This is a genomic window from Clostridium sartagoforme AAU1 (assembly GCF_000401215.1).
GTDB classification, from domain to species: Bacteria; Bacillota; Clostridia; order Clostridiales; family Clostridiaceae; genus Clostridium; species Clostridium sartagoforme.
Genome location: NZ_ASRV01000164.1, coordinates 34762 through 52060, shown reverse-complemented (window position 1 = coordinate 52060; position 17299 = coordinate 34762). Strand labels below are relative to the sequence as shown.

21 protein-coding genes, 1 pseudogene and 1 riboswitch are annotated in these 17299 nt (G+C 30.7%); of the genes and pseudogenes, 17 read left to right on the top strand and 5 right to left on the bottom strand.

From position 1 onward, the window contains the following. Positions 1-250: 250 nt before the first annotated feature. From A500_RS13665 to A500_RS13655, 3 genes are read left to right on the top strand one after another with little or no spacing between them, the layout of a single operon-like run. Positions 251-850, top strand: coding sequence for a TetR/AcrR family transcriptional regulator (locus A500_RS13665; protein WP_016208158.1), 600 nt, complete (start codon positions 251-253; stop codon positions 848-850). 53 nt (positions 851-903) lie between these two features. Then, entirely contained in the window at positions 904-1734 is an 831-nt protein-coding gene (locus tag A500_RS13660; RefSeq protein ID WP_016208157.1) for an alpha/beta fold hydrolase, read from the top strand. A 48-nt stretch (positions 1735-1782) separates the two neighbouring features. Then, positions 1783-2682: an Mph(B) family macrolide 2'-phosphotransferase gene (locus A500_RS13655; protein WP_016208156.1), complete on the top strand. Its 900-nt coding sequence runs from the start codon at positions 1783-1785 to the stop codon at positions 2680-2682. A gap of 224 nt (positions 2683-2906) precedes the next feature. On the opposite strand, the gene A500_RS13650 is transcribed toward A500_RS13655, so the two are convergent. Next, positions 2907-3281 carry a pyridoxamine 5'-phosphate oxidase family protein gene (locus A500_RS13650; protein ID WP_016208155.1) on the bottom strand — a complete coding sequence of 125 codons (375 nt, stop codon included), beginning with the start codon at positions 3279-3281 and terminating at the stop codon, positions 2907-2909. Positions 3282-3489: 208 nt separating this feature from the next. Here A500_RS13650 and A500_RS13645 point away from each other — a divergent pair, with 208 nt between their 5' ends. The 3 genes from A500_RS13645 to A500_RS13635 all read left to right on the top strand — a co-directional run bounded on the left by A500_RS13645 (position 3490) and on the right by A500_RS13635 (position 5732). Continuing rightward, a complete protein-coding gene (locus tag A500_RS13645; RefSeq protein ID WP_016208154.1) occupies positions 3490-3993 on the top strand; it encodes an RrF2 family transcriptional regulator in 504 nt (167 codons plus the stop codon). A gap of 391 nt (positions 3994-4384) precedes the next feature. Continuing rightward, a complete protein-coding gene (locus A500_RS13640) occupies positions 4385-5041 on the top strand; it encodes a Vat family streptogramin A O-acetyltransferase (RefSeq protein ID WP_016208153.1) in 657 nt (218 codons plus the stop codon). A gap of 142 nt (positions 5042-5183) precedes the next feature. Further along, the gene (locus tag A500_RS13635; protein ID WP_016208152.1) at positions 5184-5732 is read left to right on the top strand and encodes a flavin reductase family protein; all 549 of its coding nucleotides are present in this window, start codon (positions 5184-5186) and stop codon (positions 5730-5732) included. A 141-nt stretch (positions 5733-5873) separates the two neighbouring features. Here the strand turns inward: A500_RS13635 and A500_RS13630 are convergent, their stop codons facing one another. Beyond that, the gene (locus tag A500_RS13630) at positions 5874-6740 is read right to left on the bottom strand and encodes an AraC family transcriptional regulator (protein ID WP_016208151.1); all 867 of its coding nucleotides are present in this window, start codon (positions 6738-6740) and stop codon (positions 5874-5876) included. Between the two features lie 356 nt (positions 6741-7096). Here A500_RS13630 and A500_RS13625 point away from each other — a divergent pair, with 356 nt between their 5' ends. The 8 genes and pseudogenes from A500_RS13625 to A500_RS13590 all read left to right on the top strand — a co-directional run bounded on the left by A500_RS13625 (position 7097) and on the right by A500_RS13590 (position 11840). Further along, positions 7097-7945: a sialate O-acetylesterase gene (locus A500_RS13625; RefSeq protein ID WP_016208150.1), complete on the top strand. Its 849-nt coding sequence runs from the start codon at positions 7097-7099 to the stop codon at positions 7943-7945. A gap of 63 nt (positions 7946-8008) precedes the next feature. Then, entirely contained in the window at positions 8009-8530 is a 522-nt protein-coding gene (locus A500_RS13620) for a PadR family transcriptional regulator (protein WP_016208149.1), read from the top strand. Positions 8531-8824: 294 nt separating this feature from the next. Beyond that, a pseudogene (locus tag A500_RS13615) lies at positions 8825-9147 on the top strand (PadR family transcriptional regulator). Further along, on the top strand, positions 9147-9494 hold the full coding sequence (locus A500_RS13610) for a DUF1048 domain-containing protein (RefSeq protein ID WP_016208147.1): 348 nt from the start codon (positions 9147-9149) through the stop codon (positions 9492-9494). Before A500_RS13615 ends, A500_RS13610 begins: the two are co-directional and overlap by 1 nt. 9 nt (positions 9495-9503) lie before the next feature. After that, complete coding sequence (locus A500_RS13605; protein ID WP_016208146.1) at positions 9504-9854, top strand: DUF1048 domain-containing protein; 351 nt, start codon at positions 9504-9506, stop codon at positions 9852-9854. 141 nt (positions 9855-9995) lie between these two features. Next, positions 9996-10184, top strand: a complete 189-nt coding sequence (locus A500_RS13600; protein ID WP_016208145.1) for a cysteine-rich KTR domain-containing protein — start codon at positions 9996-9998, stop codon at positions 10182-10184. A 117-nt stretch (positions 10185-10301) separates the two neighbouring features. After that, positions 10302-11063, top strand: a complete 762-nt coding sequence (locus A500_RS13595) for an ABC transporter ATP-binding protein (RefSeq protein WP_016208144.1) — start codon at positions 10302-10304, stop codon at positions 11061-11063. Then, positions 11064-11840, top strand: a complete 777-nt coding sequence (locus A500_RS13590; protein ID WP_016208143.1) for an ABC transporter permease — start codon at positions 11064-11066, stop codon at positions 11838-11840. A gap of 32 nt (positions 11841-11872) precedes the next feature. Here A500_RS13590 and A500_RS13585 read toward each other — a convergent pair whose 3' ends face one another. The 3 genes from A500_RS13585 to A500_RS13575 are packed head-to-tail and all read right to left on the bottom strand — an operon-like array spanning position 11873 to position 13634. Then, positions 11873-12664: an ABC transporter permease gene (locus tag A500_RS13585; protein ID WP_016208142.1), complete on the bottom strand. Its 792-nt coding sequence runs from the start codon at positions 12662-12664 to the stop codon at positions 11873-11875. Between the two features lie 3 nt (positions 12665-12667). Next, positions 12668-13306 (bottom strand): ABC transporter ATP-binding protein, encoded by a 639-nt coding sequence (locus tag A500_RS13580; RefSeq protein WP_016208141.1) that lies wholly within the window; start codon positions 13304-13306, stop codon positions 12668-12670. A 19-nt stretch (positions 13307-13325) separates the two neighbouring features. Beyond that, positions 13326-13634, bottom strand: coding sequence for a PadR family transcriptional regulator (locus tag A500_RS13575; RefSeq protein ID WP_016208140.1), 309 nt, complete (start codon positions 13632-13634; stop codon positions 13326-13328). A 345-nt stretch (positions 13635-13979) separates the two neighbouring features. Here A500_RS13575 and chrA point away from each other — a divergent pair, with 345 nt between their 5' ends. The 3 genes from chrA (at position 13980) to A500_RS13560 (ending at position 17082) form a co-directional block, all read left to right on the top strand. Next, positions 13980-15173 carry a chromate efflux transporter gene (chrA, locus tag A500_RS13570; RefSeq protein ID WP_016208139.1) on the top strand — a complete coding sequence of 398 codons (1194 nt, stop codon included), beginning with the start codon at positions 13980-13982 and terminating at the stop codon, positions 15171-15173. Positions 15174-15236: 63 nt separating this feature from the next. Beyond that, positions 15237-15310, top strand: a riboswitch (Fluoride riboswitch). Positions 15311-15365: 55 nt separating this feature from the next. Then, entirely contained in the window at positions 15366-16550 is a 1185-nt protein-coding gene (locus tag A500_RS13565) for a cation:proton antiporter (RefSeq protein WP_016208138.1), read from the top strand. Positions 16551-16629: 79 nt separating this feature from the next. Further along, positions 16630-17082, top strand: coding sequence for a flavodoxin family protein (locus tag A500_RS13560; protein WP_016208137.1), 453 nt, complete (start codon positions 16630-16632; stop codon positions 17080-17082). Positions 17083-17299 lie beyond the last annotated feature (217 nt).

The window sequence follows — 17299 nt, the reverse complement described above, 5'->3', positions numbered from 1 at the left end:
AAAAGTAAATTTATCAACTCAACTTAAACCCTTGATGTGTATTTGTGAGAACATATCGAGGGTTTATTTTTAGTAAAAAAATCGGCCTAAAATTAGTTAGGGTAGAGGAGATAGAAAAGGTGAATTCGTTAGGACGAGGGAAAGGATGGATAACAAATAAAGTACTTGAATTGTAAAATAATCTATGCTAATATAAAAACAAATAAATATTTTGTTTTTGTGTTTATAAAATAGGGAGGTACTTTATATTATGGCTAAATTTACAGAGTTAGAAAAAGAAAAAATTAGAGAAGAATTGCTTGAAGTTGCCTATCGTTTCTTTATAGATAAGGGTTTTAAGAGTACCTCTTTTGAGGATATTACTTCATCAGTTGGTATTGCAAAAAGCTCTTTTTATCTATTTTTCCAGTCAAAAGAAATGTTATATATGGAATTGTTAGCATATGAGGGAGAGCAAATTGAAAAGGAGGTTTGGCCAAAGGTTATTGCTGCTAAGGATATACGTTCAGCCATAAAGATGTATTTAAATATTATGACTTTGGAACTAGAATCTAAGATTTTAACTCAAAGGCTAGTTTACAATATAGAGGAGTACAAACTTGTATCTAGGAAGCTAAATCCAGAGTATGTTGGCTCAGAGAATCTAAGAAGCATTGTACCTCTTATGGAGTTTATAAAGTCACGTCAAGAATCTAAGGAGATTATCGATGAAGACCCAGGCGTTATAGCTGGAGTTTTAAGATCAGCTTTATTAATAGGCTCTCAAAAGGGAGATTTACAGCAATATAATTATGAAGGAGTTAGAGAGTTATTATTTGAAGCTGTTGCTAATCAAATTGCGCGGACTTAATTGAACCTAAGTAATGATATTATCAAATTAAAGTAGAAAAGTGGTGATAAGTTATGGCTGAAAAAATGATTTGCTTTAACGACGTTCATATCTGTACTGAGAGTTTTGGAGATATTAATAATCCAACAATCTTGTTAATTATGGGAGCTACTGCATCAATGATTTGGTGGGAAGAAGACTTTTGTAAGAGGCTAAGTAATCAAGGATTTCATATTATACGCTATGACAACAGAGATACAGGTAAATCAATTACCTATGAGTATGGTCATCCAGAGTATAACTTTGATGATCTGGCTGATGATGCAATTCAGGTACTAGATGCGTATAAGGTTGATAAGGCTCATATAATTGGTATGTCTATGGGTGGAATTATTACTCAGATAATAGCTCTTAAACACCCAGGTAGGATTCTTACTATTTCATTAATTATGACATCAAATTTCGATTCTAGTCTTCCTAGAAAGGATAGTAAAGTAACAGAATCTTTAGGTGAACTTAAAATCAAAAATTGGCAAAGTAAAGATGAAGTGATAGAGTACCTTATGAAAAAAAGCAAAGTTCTTATAGGGACTAAATATATATTTGATGAAAAGAGAATAAGAAGACTGAATGAAGAAGAGTTTGATAGAGCTAGCAATTTGCAGAGTAGGGAGAATCACGGATTTATAAGAGGGTGGGGGTCGTATTTGTCAAGAATTGATGAGATAAATGCTCCTACACTTGTAATACATGGAACAAAAGACCCTATTATTCCTTACGAGCATGGAGTTCATCTTTCTGGAATTATACCAAATTCTGTATTGGTTACCTTAGATGGTACTGGGCATGAGCTTCATTATAATGATTGGGATAAAATTATTAATGCTATATCAAAGCGTGCATAGAGTTTATAACTGAAATCTGAAAAAAGTTTTTAGATAGGAGTGATTTTAATGAGTAGAGATATGAAAAAAATTAAGGAAATAACTAAAAAACATAATATTATTCTAAATGAAGAAACAATGCAGTTTAATGAATCAGGACTTGATTTTCAAGTTGTACTTGCACAAGATGAAAGTGGAATTGACTGGGTTCTAAGGTTGCCAAGGCGAGAAGATGTGATGGCTAGAACAAAGTTGGAAAAACAAGCATTAGATTTAGTTAATCAGTATGCCAAATCTTTTCAGGCACCAAATTGGATTATTTACACGGATGAGTTAATTGCTTACAAGAAGTTGTCTGGTATGCCAGCAGGAACTATAGACCACAATGTAGGGAATTATGTTTGGGAAATAGATATTAACGATGTTCCAGAATCATTTCACAAGTCTCTTGGTAGAGTGTTAGCAGAGCTTCATAGCATACCTATTGATAAGGCTGCGCAGCTTGGACTAGTAGTGCAGACCCCGGAAGAGGTAAGAATATCAATGAAGCAGCGTATGGATGATGTAAAAGCAAAGTTTGGTGTTGGTGAGGACCTATGGAATAGATGGGAGGCATGGATTAATGATGATGAAGTGTGGCCAAAGAAAACTGGACTAATTCATGGAGATGTTCATGCAGGCCATACTATGATTGATAAAGATGCTAATGTAATTGGATTAATCGACTGGACCGAAGCAAAGGTTACGGATATATCAAATGACTTTGTTTTTCATTATAAAGCTTTTGGAGAAGAGGGTCTAGAAACTCTGATTTTTTCTTATAAAGAAGCTGGTGGATATTACTGGCCTAAGATGAAAGATCATATTATTGAATTAGTAGCTGCATATCCAGTTTCAATTGCTGAGTTTGCAATGGTATCTGGTGTTGAGGACTATGCTCAGATGGCGAAGGAAGCATTGGGAGTATAAGAGTCATGAGTAATGTAATGTAGGCATAGATATGCTCCCTCAGACTGATAGTTTGAGGGAATATTATTATGAAGTCTAACTATTATGCAAAGTTAGGGATATTGGCGTTAAGGTATAGGTTTTACGTTCTTCTATATTACTTAAATATAAGATTAATTCACTATTACTGTGAAATTATTAAAGAGTAATGGTATATTAGCATTACTCTTTAACATAGCATAATTCTAAAGCAACTGCTTTGCTGATGAAACTGTTATTTCTAATACTCTATTTAAAAATGAGTATTTTCCCTTCATCATATCAAATTCTGAACCGGCTGTAAGAAATTTTGCAGTACCGCCAATTTCAAAACCTGTTCCTTGGTAATTATTACGGCCCATGACTTCTCTAGCACCAAGAGTAACTTTCACTTTATTATTATGATTTACATCATTTTCTGTACTATGCATTCCAGCTGCAGGAATTAGAATTCTTTCATCATCTGTTACCACTAGGTAGGAGTTCCAAGTGCAAGTTACATGTGCTTCATCTACCCCTAATGATACTATTGAAACCACTCCTTCGTGATTTAAAACATCATAAAATTTTTCTGTAAGCATCTAATATTCCCTCTTTCTTTTCAAATATAGATAATAATTATCGTGGATAGGTATTATCTATAATAATAATAATATGATTTTCTTTTTCTTTTGTCAATATAAATATTTTGTAAAAAAATTTATATTTTATGTTGTATGATTATCTTGAATGAGAAAAATAATAGGATAATATTAATAAAAGACTATATAAATCAAAGGAGTATGAAAAATGAAGTTTTCAATAGGAGTAGAATATGCAATACATTGTTTATTATATATGGTAAATTTAGAAGACGGTAAATCTGTGGGAATAAGAGACTTAGCCAGATTTCAGGGTATATCGGAAACTTATTTATCAAAAGTATATGCCAAGTTAAGTAAATCAGGAATTATAAAATCAATACCAGGTGTAAAGGGAGGTTATGCACTAGCTCGTAGTGCAGAAGAAATAACATTTTGGGATGTTGTTGAATCAGTAGAAGGAAGTGAACCATTTTTTCAATGTGCAGAAATTAGACAAAAAAATATATTGTTAGATAAAGATAACTTATCAGATAAATATACCAAATGCCCTTGTTTAATAAAAGTTGTAATGTTAGAAGCCGAAGATGAAATGAGAAAGTATTTAAGTAATAAGACATTGGCATGGCTATATGATGAGGTATATAATAAAACGCTTCCAAAGGAGGTAGAAAAATCAACAATTGAATGGTTTAATAATATAAGAAAGTAGAAATGAGAACAAAAAATAACAATATATAAAGGTTTTTCAACATTAGGCGAATCTTATAGTTACAAACTAAAGATTTTAGTGTTAGGAAAACCTCTTTTGTTGTTTTTTCGAACATAACAACAGTCTCAAAAGTATAAGATTAAGTAGATACGTTAGATATCATGAGGTTGAGTTGACAGGATAGATGTAAAGATTAGTTGTAATAAAAAGTTTATATATGATAGAGATACGTATAAGTATTTATTATGAAATAAATGAGAATTAAAATAAAATCAAAAAAACTTTTAACTGGCTTACAGAAGAATGTGGTAAGATTGGTCAATTAATTTATGAATAGATTGAATTTACATGTTTATGTGTAGTTTAAGAAAACTAGAAGGAGTGAATATTTATGCTTGGACCTAATAAAGATAAACTTTATCCAAATGAAAATATAAAGACAGTTTGCTATATAAGCAATTTAACTAAAAGATCTAATGTTGAGATTGGTGAATATACCTATTATAGTGATAATAAAAAGTCTCCAGAGAAATTTTATGACAGTATAGAGCACCATTACGAATTTTTGGGAGACAAACTAGTAATAGGAAAGTTCTGTGCAATCGCAGAAGGTATTAGATTTATTATGAATGGTGCAAATCATAGAATGGATGGAATCACAACCTATCCATTTAATATCTTTGGCAGTGGATGGGAGAAGGTAACTCCCACACTGGAGCAACTTCCTTTTAAAGGTGACACAGTAATTGGCAATGATGTGTGGATAGGTCAAAATGTAACTATTATGCCAGGTGTTAAAATTGGAGATGGTGCAATTATTGCATCTAACTCAACAGTAGTAAAAAGTGTTGGACCATATGAAATATATGGTGGAAATCCGGCTAAATTTATCAAAAAGCGATTTAGTGATGAAAAGGTTGAATTCTTGCTAAAGCTTCAATGGTGGAACTGGGACGAAGAGAAAATATTTAATAATCTTGAGAAGCTAACTTCGGAGAGTGGCTTAGAGAAGTTAATGAATAATACCTTAGATACTAGTTTGAAGTAGAGAAAAAATAAAGTGTGCCTCGTAATGGGCATACTTTATCTATATAATAATTCATAATAAAGAAAAAGTCTATTAATTTATTTATTTTCACTTTATAATTTATATTGTCGCGACAAATAAAGATTTCAATAGGAGAACAATTATGAATAAGAAGAAGATAGCCAATATCCCTTTTGGGCCGTATATTACAGTTTTGGCAGGGGCAACTGTTAAGGGAAAACCTAACTATGCAACTATTGGGGCGTACGGAGTTGTAAGCCAAAAACCTGTACTTTATATTTCATTGAAAAATACTCATTGTACAACTAGTGGAGTATTGGAAAATGGATTTTTCACTGTAAATATCCCGTCATCTGGGGCTGTTGAAAAAACTGATTATTGCGGCACTGTTTCTGGTAATAAAGTAGATAAATCAGAGATTTTTGAATCATTTTATGATGAAGCAGGAAATGCACCAATGATAAAAGAATGTCCTGTAAATTATCTTTGTAAGGTAATACAGATTATACCAATATTTGATTTTACAATGTTTATAGGTGAGATTGTTGCTGTATATGCAAATAAAGATTGCTTAGAAAACGGAAGGCCTAACGCACTAAAAGTCAAGCCGACAGTTTTAATGGATTCAGGATACTTTGATTTAAATAATAGAGTAGGATCTATCTTTAAAACATGTAAAGGAAGTAGATAAAATTATATTACATTTATAATATTTTACGTAAAAGCTCATAAAGGAGCCGATAACCACAGGGTATACTCTCCTAGGTTACCGGCTCTGTGTCTATATTCTGTCACTTTATACACTTATAATTATTTGTATATTTTTTAGTGTCTATTTTTTTGTAACAGGAATCCAGACTTCACTATAAGCATAATCTTTTTTATGCTCATTCATTTTAGTAAAAGAAAAAGTAGGGGCGTTGATTAATTCATAATTAGAAGAAGGAAGCCATTCTGAATAAATTTTTGCCATTGTTTCTTGCAATGTAGAAGGAAATGGTCCTTCATTTGGGAATATAGCCCAAGTACAGGCTTTGACTGGCACCTTTTCTAATAGATTACTTACTTCATTTTCAGTTGTTAAAACACCTATGAGATGAGTTAAATCTCCCTCTTCTTTTAAGAAATTTGCATCAGCCTCATAAGAAGCATTAATTATTTCATAAGGTTCAATATTTTGAAGAGAATGCATCTCTTTTCTTTGTTCGTCTGTTATGCTCTGTGCAAGCTTTACAATTTCGTTATTTACACCTTGAAATTGCATAGGAACACGTTTACTTACACCTACTAAATTAAATGCTTGTTTGTCTTCGATTCTAAATTCCATAGAAATTCCTCCCTTAACGGTTATTATAAATGATAGTTTGGGAAATGATTTACTTATGCCTTTTTTTATGGAATCTGAGGGTAAAAAACCACTCCATTTTTTAAAAGCTCTAGTAAATCCATCCATTGATTGATAGCCATATTTTAAAGCAACATCTGTTACTTTTTCTCCATTTAATAAATCCTTATTTGCTTCTGATAATTTTCTGTTCTTTATATATTCATTAAGGGTTAAACCTGAAAGATAGAAAAATATCTTTCTAAAGTGATAGTCAGAAACTCCAGCATATTCAGAAATTATTTCAAGAGATAGGTTATCATCGGTTATATGATCTTCAATGTAGTCAATCACATGATTTAATTCGTGTAACATATTTCCCTCCTTTTATATTCACATAGTACCAAATATGATTTTATTATGCTCGACTTTTCTAATATAAAAAATATCGAATCTTAATATAATTTTCCACATTATATCACCTAATAAACATGCATACCTTTAAAATGTATTATGAATTTTTATCCTGTTATTCAGGGTATTTTTACATTATATAAAGTATTGATATAAGAATAAAATAGTAAGTAAACAAATATATTATTGACAAATAGTCTAATTAGACTATAATATTTAAGTGTTAGTAGTCTAATTAGACCATAACAAAGTTTGTTTATTTTAGATTTAGAAAATTTACTTGATGCTTAATAACATCAAAAGGAAGGATGAAGAAAATGATTAAATCATTTTTAATGTTAGGACAGTCAAATATGGCTGGGCGAGGGTTTATTAATGAAGTACCAACAATTTATAATGAGAGAATACAAATGTTACGTAATGGTAGATGGCAGATGATGACTGAGCCTATTAATTATGACCGCCCTGTTTCAGGAATAAGTCTAGCAGGTTCATTTGCTGATGCATGGTGTAGTGAAAATAAAGAAGATATAATTGGATTAATTCCTTGTGCTGAAGGTGGAAGTTCACTGGATGAGTGGGCTATAGATAAAGCACTTTTTAGACATGCAATAAATGAAGCTAAATTTGCTATGGAAAGTAGTGAATTAATAGGGATTTTATGGCACCAAGGAGAAAGTGATAGCATTAATGGTAATTATAAAGTATATTACCAAAAATTACTTTTAATTATTGATACTCTTAGAAAGGAGTTGAATGCACCAAATATTCCGATTATTATTGGAGGATTAGGAGATTTTCTAGGTAAAGAAGGGTTTGGGAAAAATTGTACTGAATATAATTTTATTAATCAAGAGTTAAAAAAATTTGCTTTTGAACAAAATAATTGTTACTTTGTCACAGCATCAGGTTTAACTTCTAATCCTGATGGCATTCATATTGATGCAATTTCTCAAAGAAAATTTGGTTTACGATATTTTGAAGCCTTTTCTAATAGGAAACATATATTAAATCCATTAATTAATGAAGATGATATGTTAAATATTAATTATTCTAGAGAAAATACCAGAGGAGAAAAAATATATATAAAAAGTATGGATTTTGCATTAGGTAGAATATCATATGATGAATTTCAAACTCAAATCATGCAAATCAACAATAATTAAATCTTATGATTATGAAATAACTAATAATATAATTTTGATGAGAAATATAAAGGAGGTGTTTTTTTGATACCATTACTAATTCTAGGCTTATTAAAAGAAAATCCAGGATCGTACGGTTACGAACTATTAGCATTAATGGAAAAAAGACACTATAAATATATAGTAAGTTTTACTAAGGGATCATTTTATTATAATCTCCAACAATTAGAAGAAAAAGAGTATATTAAAAAGATTGATCAAGTAGACAATAATAGAGAGACTCATAATTATATAATTACTGAATTAGGAAATAAAGAATTTGAAAACCTGATGTATAAGTATGGATCTAAAACAGATTATATAAATTTATCTTTTTATGCTGCAATGTTATTTGCTAATGAATATAAAAGAGAAGAGATAACAAAATTAATAGAAATACAAATAGAGCAAACAAGAAAGAAGATTTTATTATTAGAAGAATCTATTAATAATAATGAAACTATCTCACTTTATTTTAAAAAGATGTTAGAAAATTCACTTTCTCATCATTTAGTAAATGTTAAATGGTTTGAGGGTTTGCTAAATAATATAAAAAATGAAAGTTAACTTTAAGATAGTTATGAAGTTAATTAAAAGTAATATAGAAAGTTCATGAAAATACTATTTACCGTTTTTTTTCATGAACTTTTTTGTTTTGTATCAATTGTTATTAATAGTATTTAAGAATAGAGAAGTATTGCATGATCTAATTATAAATGAGGTTTCTTTATTTTTAGTATAAGATCAAACATATATAAATTAAATATAACGTATTGACACTTTAACTACTTAGTGTTACTATATAGTAGTAGTAAGTAATACAGAATATTAGTATTACTAGATAGTAAAGAGGTGAACCATTTGGAAAATATAACAGAAATGTTAAAGGGGGTACTAGAAGGCTGCGTCCTTGAAATAATAAATCATGAGGAAACCTACGGTTACGAGATTACCAGAAGGTTAAATACATTAGGATTTTCAGATATTGTTGATGGGACAGTTTATACCATTTTAGTGAGGCTAGAGAAGAATAAACTCGTAGACATAGAAAAAAACCATCAGATATGGGTCCTCCGCGAAAATTTTTTAAGCTGAATGATGCAGGACGTGAGGAACTGAGAATGTTCTGGGAAAGATGGGAATTCGTATCATCAAAAATAAATGAATTAAAGGAGAAGAAATAATGAATTTTTGGGAAAAAATTACAGGAAGTGACATGACTAAAGAATTTAAAGTTTTTGAATTAAGAGCTGAAAAGCTACCAGCTGACTATCAAGCTGCATGGGAAAAGATTAAGGCTAATCTTTGGGAGCACTCAGATTTCACAGGTCGCAATCTCATGCCAATTCTTGAGGGTGTGATTGGCCTACTAGAAGAAACAGCTTCTGATGGTCAGAGTATCCAAGAGGCTTTAGGTGAGGATATTAAGGGATTCTGCTCAGCTCTAGTGGGTAAAGATGGGGCAAATTCTTATAGAGATAAATGGCGAAAACAACTTAATAATAATATTGCTAAAAAATTAGGCAAATAGGAGGATAAAATGGGAATACAAGATATCATCAAAGGTAAAAAAGAGTGGCGAGCACACGTGGAGCGTGTTAAATCCCTACCAAAAGATTATCAAATTGTTTATAAGGAAATCCAAAAATATCTCTTTAAAGTTGGACCTGTTGAACTAAATGAAGGAACAGATTTGCTTACTGGAATCGTAGATCTTTTTGAAGAGGGTGCCCTTATTGGGAAAGGAGTACTAGAAGTTACGGGTAATGATGTAGCAGCTTTCTGTGACGATTTAATAAAAGATTCAAAAACTTACGCTGACATATATCAAGAATCTGTTAACCAAGAAGTTAGTAATGCAATGAGAAAGGCTACGGATAGAATAAAGTAAAAGTGAAATATCATGATTGAAAAATTAATGAAGGAAGAAGTTTGCACTGCCTGCAAAGATTGAAGATTAAAAAAGTAGCTTAATGTTTGCAGGTATTAAAATGATAGATATCAATAATAAAATTGAAAAAGGGGGGATAGAGTGAATAAATACGAGTGGATATTATGCCCGGTTTGTAGCAATAAAACAAGAGTCAAGATAGGTGATGATACAGTACTTAAAAATTTCCCACTATTTTGTCCAAAGTGTAAGCAGGAAACCCTAATCAATGTAATGCAACTAAATATATCAGTTATTAAAGAGCCAGACGCCAAGACGCAGAGCCGATAACATGTGAATAAAATCACAGTTATCGGCTCTTTTTTATTATAATTAATCAAGCTGTATTTAAAGAATTAAACTTAAGTTTGAATAAAATTACTACAGTATGTAGAGGAGGAAAAGAAAATGAAAAAAAATATCATACAAATTAAAGACGTAAAGAAGTCTTACAAAGATGTAGAAGTACTTAAGGGAGTAGATTTGGAAGTGGAGCAGGGAGAGACTTTTGCATTGCTAGGTTCTAATGGAGCTGGTAAAACAACCATGATTAAAATTATGGCTACTTTGCTTAAGGCAGATACTGGAGGTATTGTAATTAACGGTTTTGATATTGAAAAAAATCCAGTAGGTATTAGAAGCTCTATCAGTCTCACTGGTCAATTTGCCGCTATTGATGAAATTTTGACTGGACGTGAAAATCTTCAAATGATAGCAAAGCTTAGACATCTTAAAAATCCAAATTCAATAGCAGATGAGTTGATTAATCGTTTTGGTATGTCAGAAGCTGCAGATCGAAGAGTATCTACTTATTCTGGAGGTATGAAAAGAAGAATTGATATTGCAATGAGTTTAGTTGGAAATCCAAAGATTATTTTTCTAGATGAGCCAACTACAGGTCTAGATCCTGAAGCACGTCTAGAAGTTTGGAAGATTGTAAAGGAGCTAACGAATTCAGGAACTACAGTATTCTTAACGACTCAATACTTAGAAGAAGCAGAACAACTTGCAGATAAAATCGCTATTCTTCATGGCGGAAAAATTATTGCTCTAGATACACTAGAAGGATTAAAAAAATTATTCCCGCCTGCGAAAGTTGAATATGTTGAGAAAGAACCTACATTAGAAGAAATATTCCTATCAATAATAGGTAGAAGGGGGCAAAAATAGATGAGATTAACAAATAAACATTTCTTAAAAGATATGAGTGTCATGTTTGGACGTTCTATGCGTCATATTTTTAGAAGTATGGATACAATTATTACAGTTTGTATTACACCAATTGCTATGATGTTATTATTTGTTTATGTATTCGGTGGTGCGATTAAAACAAATACAGAAAATTATATTAATTATTTATTACCTGGTATAATGTTAATGGCTATTGGGAGTGGTATTGCATATGTATCATATAGGTTGTTTATGGATAAAGAACGTGGTATATTTGAGCGTTTTAATTCTATGCCAATTGCTCGCTCTACAGTATTATGGGGACATGTATTAACTTCAGTAATTTCCAATGGAATTTCTGTAGTAGTTATTATACTTGTTGCATTATTAATGGGCTTCCGTTCTTCAGCAGGAATTTTAGAATGGATAGCTGTATTTGGAATTCTTGGGATATTTACATTTGCTTTGACTTGGATTGCTATAATTGCTGGACTTTCTGCTAAAACACCAGATGGCGCAGGAGCATTCTCTTACCCTATCATCTTTTTACCATTTATAAGTTCTGCTTTTGTACCAACAGATACAATGCCTTCAATAGTACGTGCTTTTGCAGAAAATCAACCTGTAACACCTATCGTAGAAGCTATTCGTAATTTATTAGCAAAGCAATCTGTAGAAAATGACATCTGGATTGCCCTTGCTTGGTGTATAGGAATAATAGTTGTTTCTTATATATTTGCAATGAAAGTATATAAAAATAAATTCAATAATGCATAATCTTAGAATTTATAATATGGACTTATTAAATATTAGTTATAATCATCAATGATTAATTGACTCTGATCATTAAAGAAGGTTTTATATCCTAATTGAACAAATATTATCACAGTTAATGATACACTGCCGAGTATTCCAAGCATAATAGCAATTTGATATTCTATTGCTGTAATAGGGGAGATTCCTGACAGTATTTGACCTGTCATCATGCCAGGTAAAAAAACAATTCCCATACCAACCATGGAATTAATGGTAGGTAGTATTGCAGAATCAAAAGCATTATCTACAATTTGCTTTGAAGCTATTTTAGGTGTTGCTCCAAGCATTAAAGCCCCTTCAACTAAAGTCTTTTGATTCTGCATTCCATCAACTAAATGGTTGACACACAAAGAGACACCAGTCATAGAATTTCCTATTAACATACCTGCAATCGGAATAAAGTATTGTGGGTTATACCATGGTGATATGCGTACAACAATAAGTAAAAAGTAGAATAGACAGGAAGAGGTTCCTATAATCATTGATAAAGTAATTATTTGCTTAAGCTTTGATGAAATTCTTTCCTTAGTTCTCTTTATGATGTTATAAACAGAAAAGAATTCCATCATAATTAAAATAAAAATAGTAAACAGAGGAGATGAGGTGTTAAAAAGTTGAACTAGTATATACCCTGCAATAATAAGTTGTAGTGTCATTCTTAGAGAAGAAATAAGAATTACCTTCTCCTTTGAAATTCCTTTAAATTTAACAATAAGCAGAAGAATTAAAACAAATACATAGGCCGATATCATTTGCCATAGTGATAGATTGATTACACCATTCATTTACTAAACCTCCTTAATATCTATTACTTTACCTTGATGAATCTCTATAATATTTTCTGCGTAAGTCTGTGCGACTTTCTTTGAATGAGTAACCATAATCAAGGTCTTATTTGTTTCCTGAATGTATGAAACTAAAGTTTTAATTATAATATTTTCTGTTTTCTCATCCATTGCTGACGAAGGTTCATCTAATAAGAATACGTCAGGATCAATTAAAATTAATCTTCCTAAAGCAAGTCTTTGCCTTTCGCCACCAGATAACTTATCACCATTATCATCTAGATTTTTATTTAAATGAATTATATTTAGGATAGTGCGAAGTTTTTTATCATCAACTAGTGGCTTTTCTGCAAATTTAAGTCCTATTAGTAGGTTATCTTTAATACTTCCAGGAAAAATAACAGGAAGCTGTGGCAACATTCCTATATTTCTCCTTAGTTCTATAGAATTAATAGAATTTAAAGACTGACCATTGTAAAATATTTCACCACTATCACAGCTTATAAGCTTATTTAGAAGTCGTAAGAGTGTAGATTTTCCACTTCCACTTTCTCCTACGATACACGTAACTTTATATCTTTTTATATTAAGGTCATTAATTTCTAAAATATGTTTGTATATTACTTTTTTGAGTGAAAACATAGAAATCTTTCTCCATTCATCAATCTTTTATTTCTTTGAATAATTCATAAGCTTTCTTTCTAGCCTCATCTAAAACTTCAACACCTTGATCAGTTATTTTATAGTATTTTCTAATTTTCCCATCTACTAATTTTTCATCTTTTTCTAAGAGTCCAGTTGATTCCATACTGTGAAGAAGGGGATATAAAGTTCCTGGACTCATATCATATCCATGCTCACTAAGTTCTTCTATCATCCAAGAACCGTAGAAAGGATCTTTCTTTGCATGATGAAGTATATGGATTTGAATAAATCCTAGAAAAAATTTTCTTAAAATTTTATCTTGCATTTTTGTTCACCTCTAATGTATAATGTGTATATCGAAAACCGATATCGAAGTATGATATAATTATAACATCAAATATTTTTTATTACAAGTGATTATGTTATATTTATCTATTACTAATTTTAATGGACTTATAAAAGTATTTTGACTTAAAAGGAGAATGATTATTTATGTTATAATGCTTTTATTTTATAGTGTTACTTTGTATGAGATAGGAGTATGGTTTTTAGCCATACATTTATTATTCATGGTATTTATTATTCATGGTAATCACATATGTAGTAATAGATGGATTCGCTTATATTAAGTTTATAATATGATAATTTTCTATGAAAGGAGAGGTTCGTTATGAAAAAAGAAAGAGAAAATAAAAATGCTGTTTTATGGAGAATATTTCTAAAAGATGTATTCATTTGCTCTTTAGGAGCATACGGAGGACCAGAGGCGCATTATGGTGTTTTTACAGATCAGATGGTTGTAAAGAAAAAATATTTAAATGAAGAAGAGTTAGTTGAACTTATTGCTTTAACTGGAATTTTGCCAGGGCCAAGTAGTACGCAAACCATTGTAGCTATTGGGTACAAAATTGGAGGACCATTGTTGGCACTCCTAACTATGCTGGTATGGGCTTTACCTGTACTTATTTTGATGACTTTACTTTCATTTTTAAGTCAATTTCTAGGAAATATGAATTTATCTCAAGAAGGATTACGATATATTGGACCAATGGCAGTAGGATTCATAATTATAGCTGCGTACCGAATAGGCAGTAAAGTGATAACAGACAAGATTACTTTAATTTTATTAATAATGGGAGGAGTAACTACTTATTTCATTCGAGAACCTTGGATATATCCATTAGTTCTAATTTTAGGTGGAGTTGTTAGCGTTATTACCTCAAAAGAGAAAAATCTATGGAATCGTGTAAAAATAAGTCCTCCTTGGATATATTTGATTTTATTTGAAGCTTTTGCAATAGGAAGCTTTATTTTAACTCTTATATGGGATAATAAAATAATTCATTTATTTGAAAATTTCTATAGATATGGTTATTTGGTCATTGGAGGCGGACAAGTAGTGGTACCACTAATGTATAGTGAATTGGTTGAAGTAAATCAGTACATGACCAATCAAGAATTTTTAACTGGATTCGGACTTGTGCAGGGGTTGCCTGGACCAATGTTTAGTTTCAGTTCATATGCAGGTGGAATGGCAGCTAGAGGAGGAAGTGCACTAATACAAGTTCTAGGTGCTATTGCAGGTGGCATTGGAATATTTTTGCCAGGGCTTCTTTTGATTTATTTTATATATCCTATATGGGAAAGCTTAAAGAAGATTAGAGGAATTAAAATATCCTTAAAGGGGATTACTGCTGTTGCTGGTGGATTAATTACTGTTTCTGCAATAATTCTAATGCAGAAGAGTGGATTTAGAATTGATAATATTATTGTTATGCTAATTACTATAGTACTTTTATTCACCAAAAAGATACCAGCACCGTTGATTGTATTAGCTACGTTAGTAGCAGGATTTATCGTGTAGATATAAAGAAAATTAATAATATAATGTTTTTATATATTGATAAATTCACTTAAATAATGTATTATATCTTATGGGAATGAAGTTCTCCCTTGGTTAAGACCTAAACCGCGTGTAAAGCTGATGACTTCTGTGATTTAAAATCGCAGAATCATTGGCTTTTTTTATTACTTAAAAAAGATAGGAGAGATGTATATGCTATTATCACTTGCATTATTATTCCTAAGTGGAATGGTGCTAGGAAAAATTTTTGAGACATTAAGACTTCCAAAGTTACTTGGAATGCTAACAACTGGTATTTTACTTGGACCATATGTATTGAATTTACTTGACCCTACAATTTTGAATATTTCTACAGAATTAAGGCAAATAGCTTTAGTTATTATCCTGACTAGAGCAGGACTTAATCTTAATATTAAAGATCTAAAAAAGGTTGGGAGACCGGCTATTTTAATGTGTTTTGTACCTGCTTGTTTTGAAATAATAGGGATGTTAATTCTGGCACCTATGCTTCTGGGAATAACTATATTGGATGCTGCCATAATGGGGACAGTTATAGCGGCAGTTTCTCCTGCAGTAATTGTTCCAAAAATGCTTAAATTAATGGAAAGTGAATATGGAACAAGCAAGAGTATTCCACAAATGATAATGGCTGGAGCTTCTGTAGATGACGTATTTGTTATAGTTCTTTTTACAGCTTTTACTGGGCTAGCACAAGGTGGTACTATTACAGCAATGCATTTTCTAACTATTCCTACATCAATAATCTTAGGTTTATTAGGTGGAGTGGTAACAGGATTATTTTTATCTATGCTATTTTCTAAAGTGCATATTAGGGATACTGGAAAGGTAATAACTATTCTTTCTATTTCGTTTTTACTTATTACCTTAGAGCATATGATGACGGGTGCAATTGGATTTTCAGGTTTGCTTGCAGTAATGGCACTGGGAGCAACTCTTCACCAAAAGAAATATGAAATTTCACAACGTCTTTCAAATAAATTCTCCAAGTTATGGGTTGGAGCAGAAGTACTTCTTTTTGTTCTTGTAGGGGCAATAGTTAACATTAGTTATGCATTAAATGCGGGAATACTATCAATTTTGCTTATTTTTGGAGTCTTACTATTCCGTATGATAGGAGTTTTTATTTGCCTTATTAATACTAATCTCAATAAAAAAGAGAGAGTTTTTACAGCCTTTGCATATATGCCTAAAGCTACAGTGCAAGCGGCTATCGGTGGATTACCATTAGCTATGAATTTACCTTGTGGTAATATTGTATTGACTGTAGCGGTTCTATCTATTATAATTACTGCTCCACTTGGTGCTATTCTTATAGATACAACATATAAAAAATTTCTATCTAAGAATGTGAATTAGATATTTAATATAGTCTATAATTAAAGAATTGAGGGTATAATGTAAAGTACAATTTATTTAGATGGAGGAAATATAATTTATGAAATCTGTAATTATATATTGTTCTGCGTACAAAAATCATACTGAGAAAATTGCGAAAGTATTTGCAACGGAAATAAATGCTGAATTAATAAATTTAAAAGAATCTAAAGATATTATAATTGATAATTATGATTTAATTGGGTTTGGCTCTGGAGTCTATAAAGAAAGAATGGCTTCACAATTATTTAGTTGTGTTGAAAGTTTGAGCTTAAAAGGAAAAAGTACTTTTGTATTCTCAACAAGTGGAGTTGGTAAAAAGTTTTATAATAAAAAGTTAATTAGGCTTTTAGAATTAAAGGGAGCAAAGTGTAAGGGTAGCTTTGCTTGTAAGGGAAGTTTTATTAGCAAAGATTTTAGTGATAATAAAATTTTTGAATTCATGAGTAAGTTTGCACAAGGACATCCAAATTATAAAGATTTAAGTGAAGCTGAAAGGTTTATTAAAAAATAGTATCTATATAATAATAGTGCAATAGAATAATATTTATTCTGTTGTACTATTATTTTTACATAAGTAAAATCATGTTATAAAGAAAAATAAAATATTGACTGCAAACCTTATGATTAAATAAATATATAAATATTTACTAATATCTTTTTTAAATTAATGTTATTATATAAAATAAAAATTATAAATTGGGAGCGTAAGGATAATTTAATACGTCTAA

Coding starts and splice junctions, on each gene's coding strand:
- A500_RS13625 (WP_016208150.1), top strand. CDS start 7,097: ATGATTAAATCATTTTTAATGTTAGGACAGTCAAATATGGCTGGGCGA.
- A500_RS13585 (WP_016208142.1), bottom strand. CDS start 12,664: ATGAATGGTGTAATCAATCTATCACTATGGCAAATGATATCGGCCTAT.
- A500_RS13595 (WP_016208144.1), top strand. CDS start 10,302: ATGAAAAAAAATATCATACAAATTAAAGACGTAAAGAAGTCTTACAAA.
- A500_RS13565 (WP_016208138.1), top strand. CDS start 15,366: ATGCTATTATCACTTGCATTATTATTCCTAAGTGGAATGGTGCTAGGA.
- A500_RS13580 (WP_016208141.1), bottom strand. CDS start 13,306: ATGTTTTCACTCAAAAAAGTAATATACAAACATATTTTAGAAATTAAT.
- A500_RS13610 (WP_016208147.1), top strand. CDS start 9,147: ATGAATTTTTGGGAAAAAATTACAGGAAGTGACATGACTAAAGAATTT.
- A500_RS13605 (WP_016208146.1), top strand. CDS start 9,504: ATGGGAATACAAGATATCATCAAAGGTAAAAAAGAGTGGCGAGCACAC.
- A500_RS13650 (WP_016208155.1), bottom strand. CDS start 3,281: ATGCTTACAGAAAAATTTTATGATGTTTTAAATCACGAAGGAGTGGTT.
- A500_RS13560 (WP_016208137.1), top strand. CDS start 16,630: ATGAAATCTGTAATTATATATTGTTCTGCGTACAAAAATCATACTGAG.
- A500_RS13635 (WP_016208152.1), top strand. CDS start 5,184: ATGAATAAGAAGAAGATAGCCAATATCCCTTTTGGGCCGTATATTACA.
- A500_RS13665 (WP_016208158.1), top strand. CDS start 251: ATGGCTAAATTTACAGAGTTAGAAAAAGAAAAAATTAGAGAAGAATTG.
- A500_RS13590 (WP_016208143.1), top strand. CDS start 11,064: ATGAGATTAACAAATAAACATTTCTTAAAAGATATGAGTGTCATGTTT.
- A500_RS13630 (WP_016208151.1), bottom strand. CDS start 6,740: ATGTTACACGAATTAAATCATGTGATTGACTACATTGAAGATCATATA.
- A500_RS13645 (WP_016208154.1), top strand. CDS start 3,490: ATGAAGTTTTCAATAGGAGTAGAATATGCAATACATTGTTTATTATAT.
- A500_RS13575 (WP_016208140.1), bottom strand. CDS start 13,634: ATGCAAGATAAAATTTTAAGAAAATTTTTTCTAGGATTTATTCAAATC.
- A500_RS13640 (WP_016208153.1), top strand. CDS start 4,385: ATGCTTGGACCTAATAAAGATAAACTTTATCCAAATGAAAATATAAAG.
- A500_RS13655 (WP_016208156.1), top strand. CDS start 1,783: ATGAGTAGAGATATGAAAAAAATTAAGGAAATAACTAAAAAACATAAT.
- A500_RS13660 (WP_016208157.1), top strand. CDS start 904: ATGGCTGAAAAAATGATTTGCTTTAACGACGTTCATATCTGTACTGAG.
- chrA (WP_016208139.1), top strand. CDS start 13,980: ATGAAAAAAGAAAGAGAAAATAAAAATGCTGTTTTATGGAGAATATTT.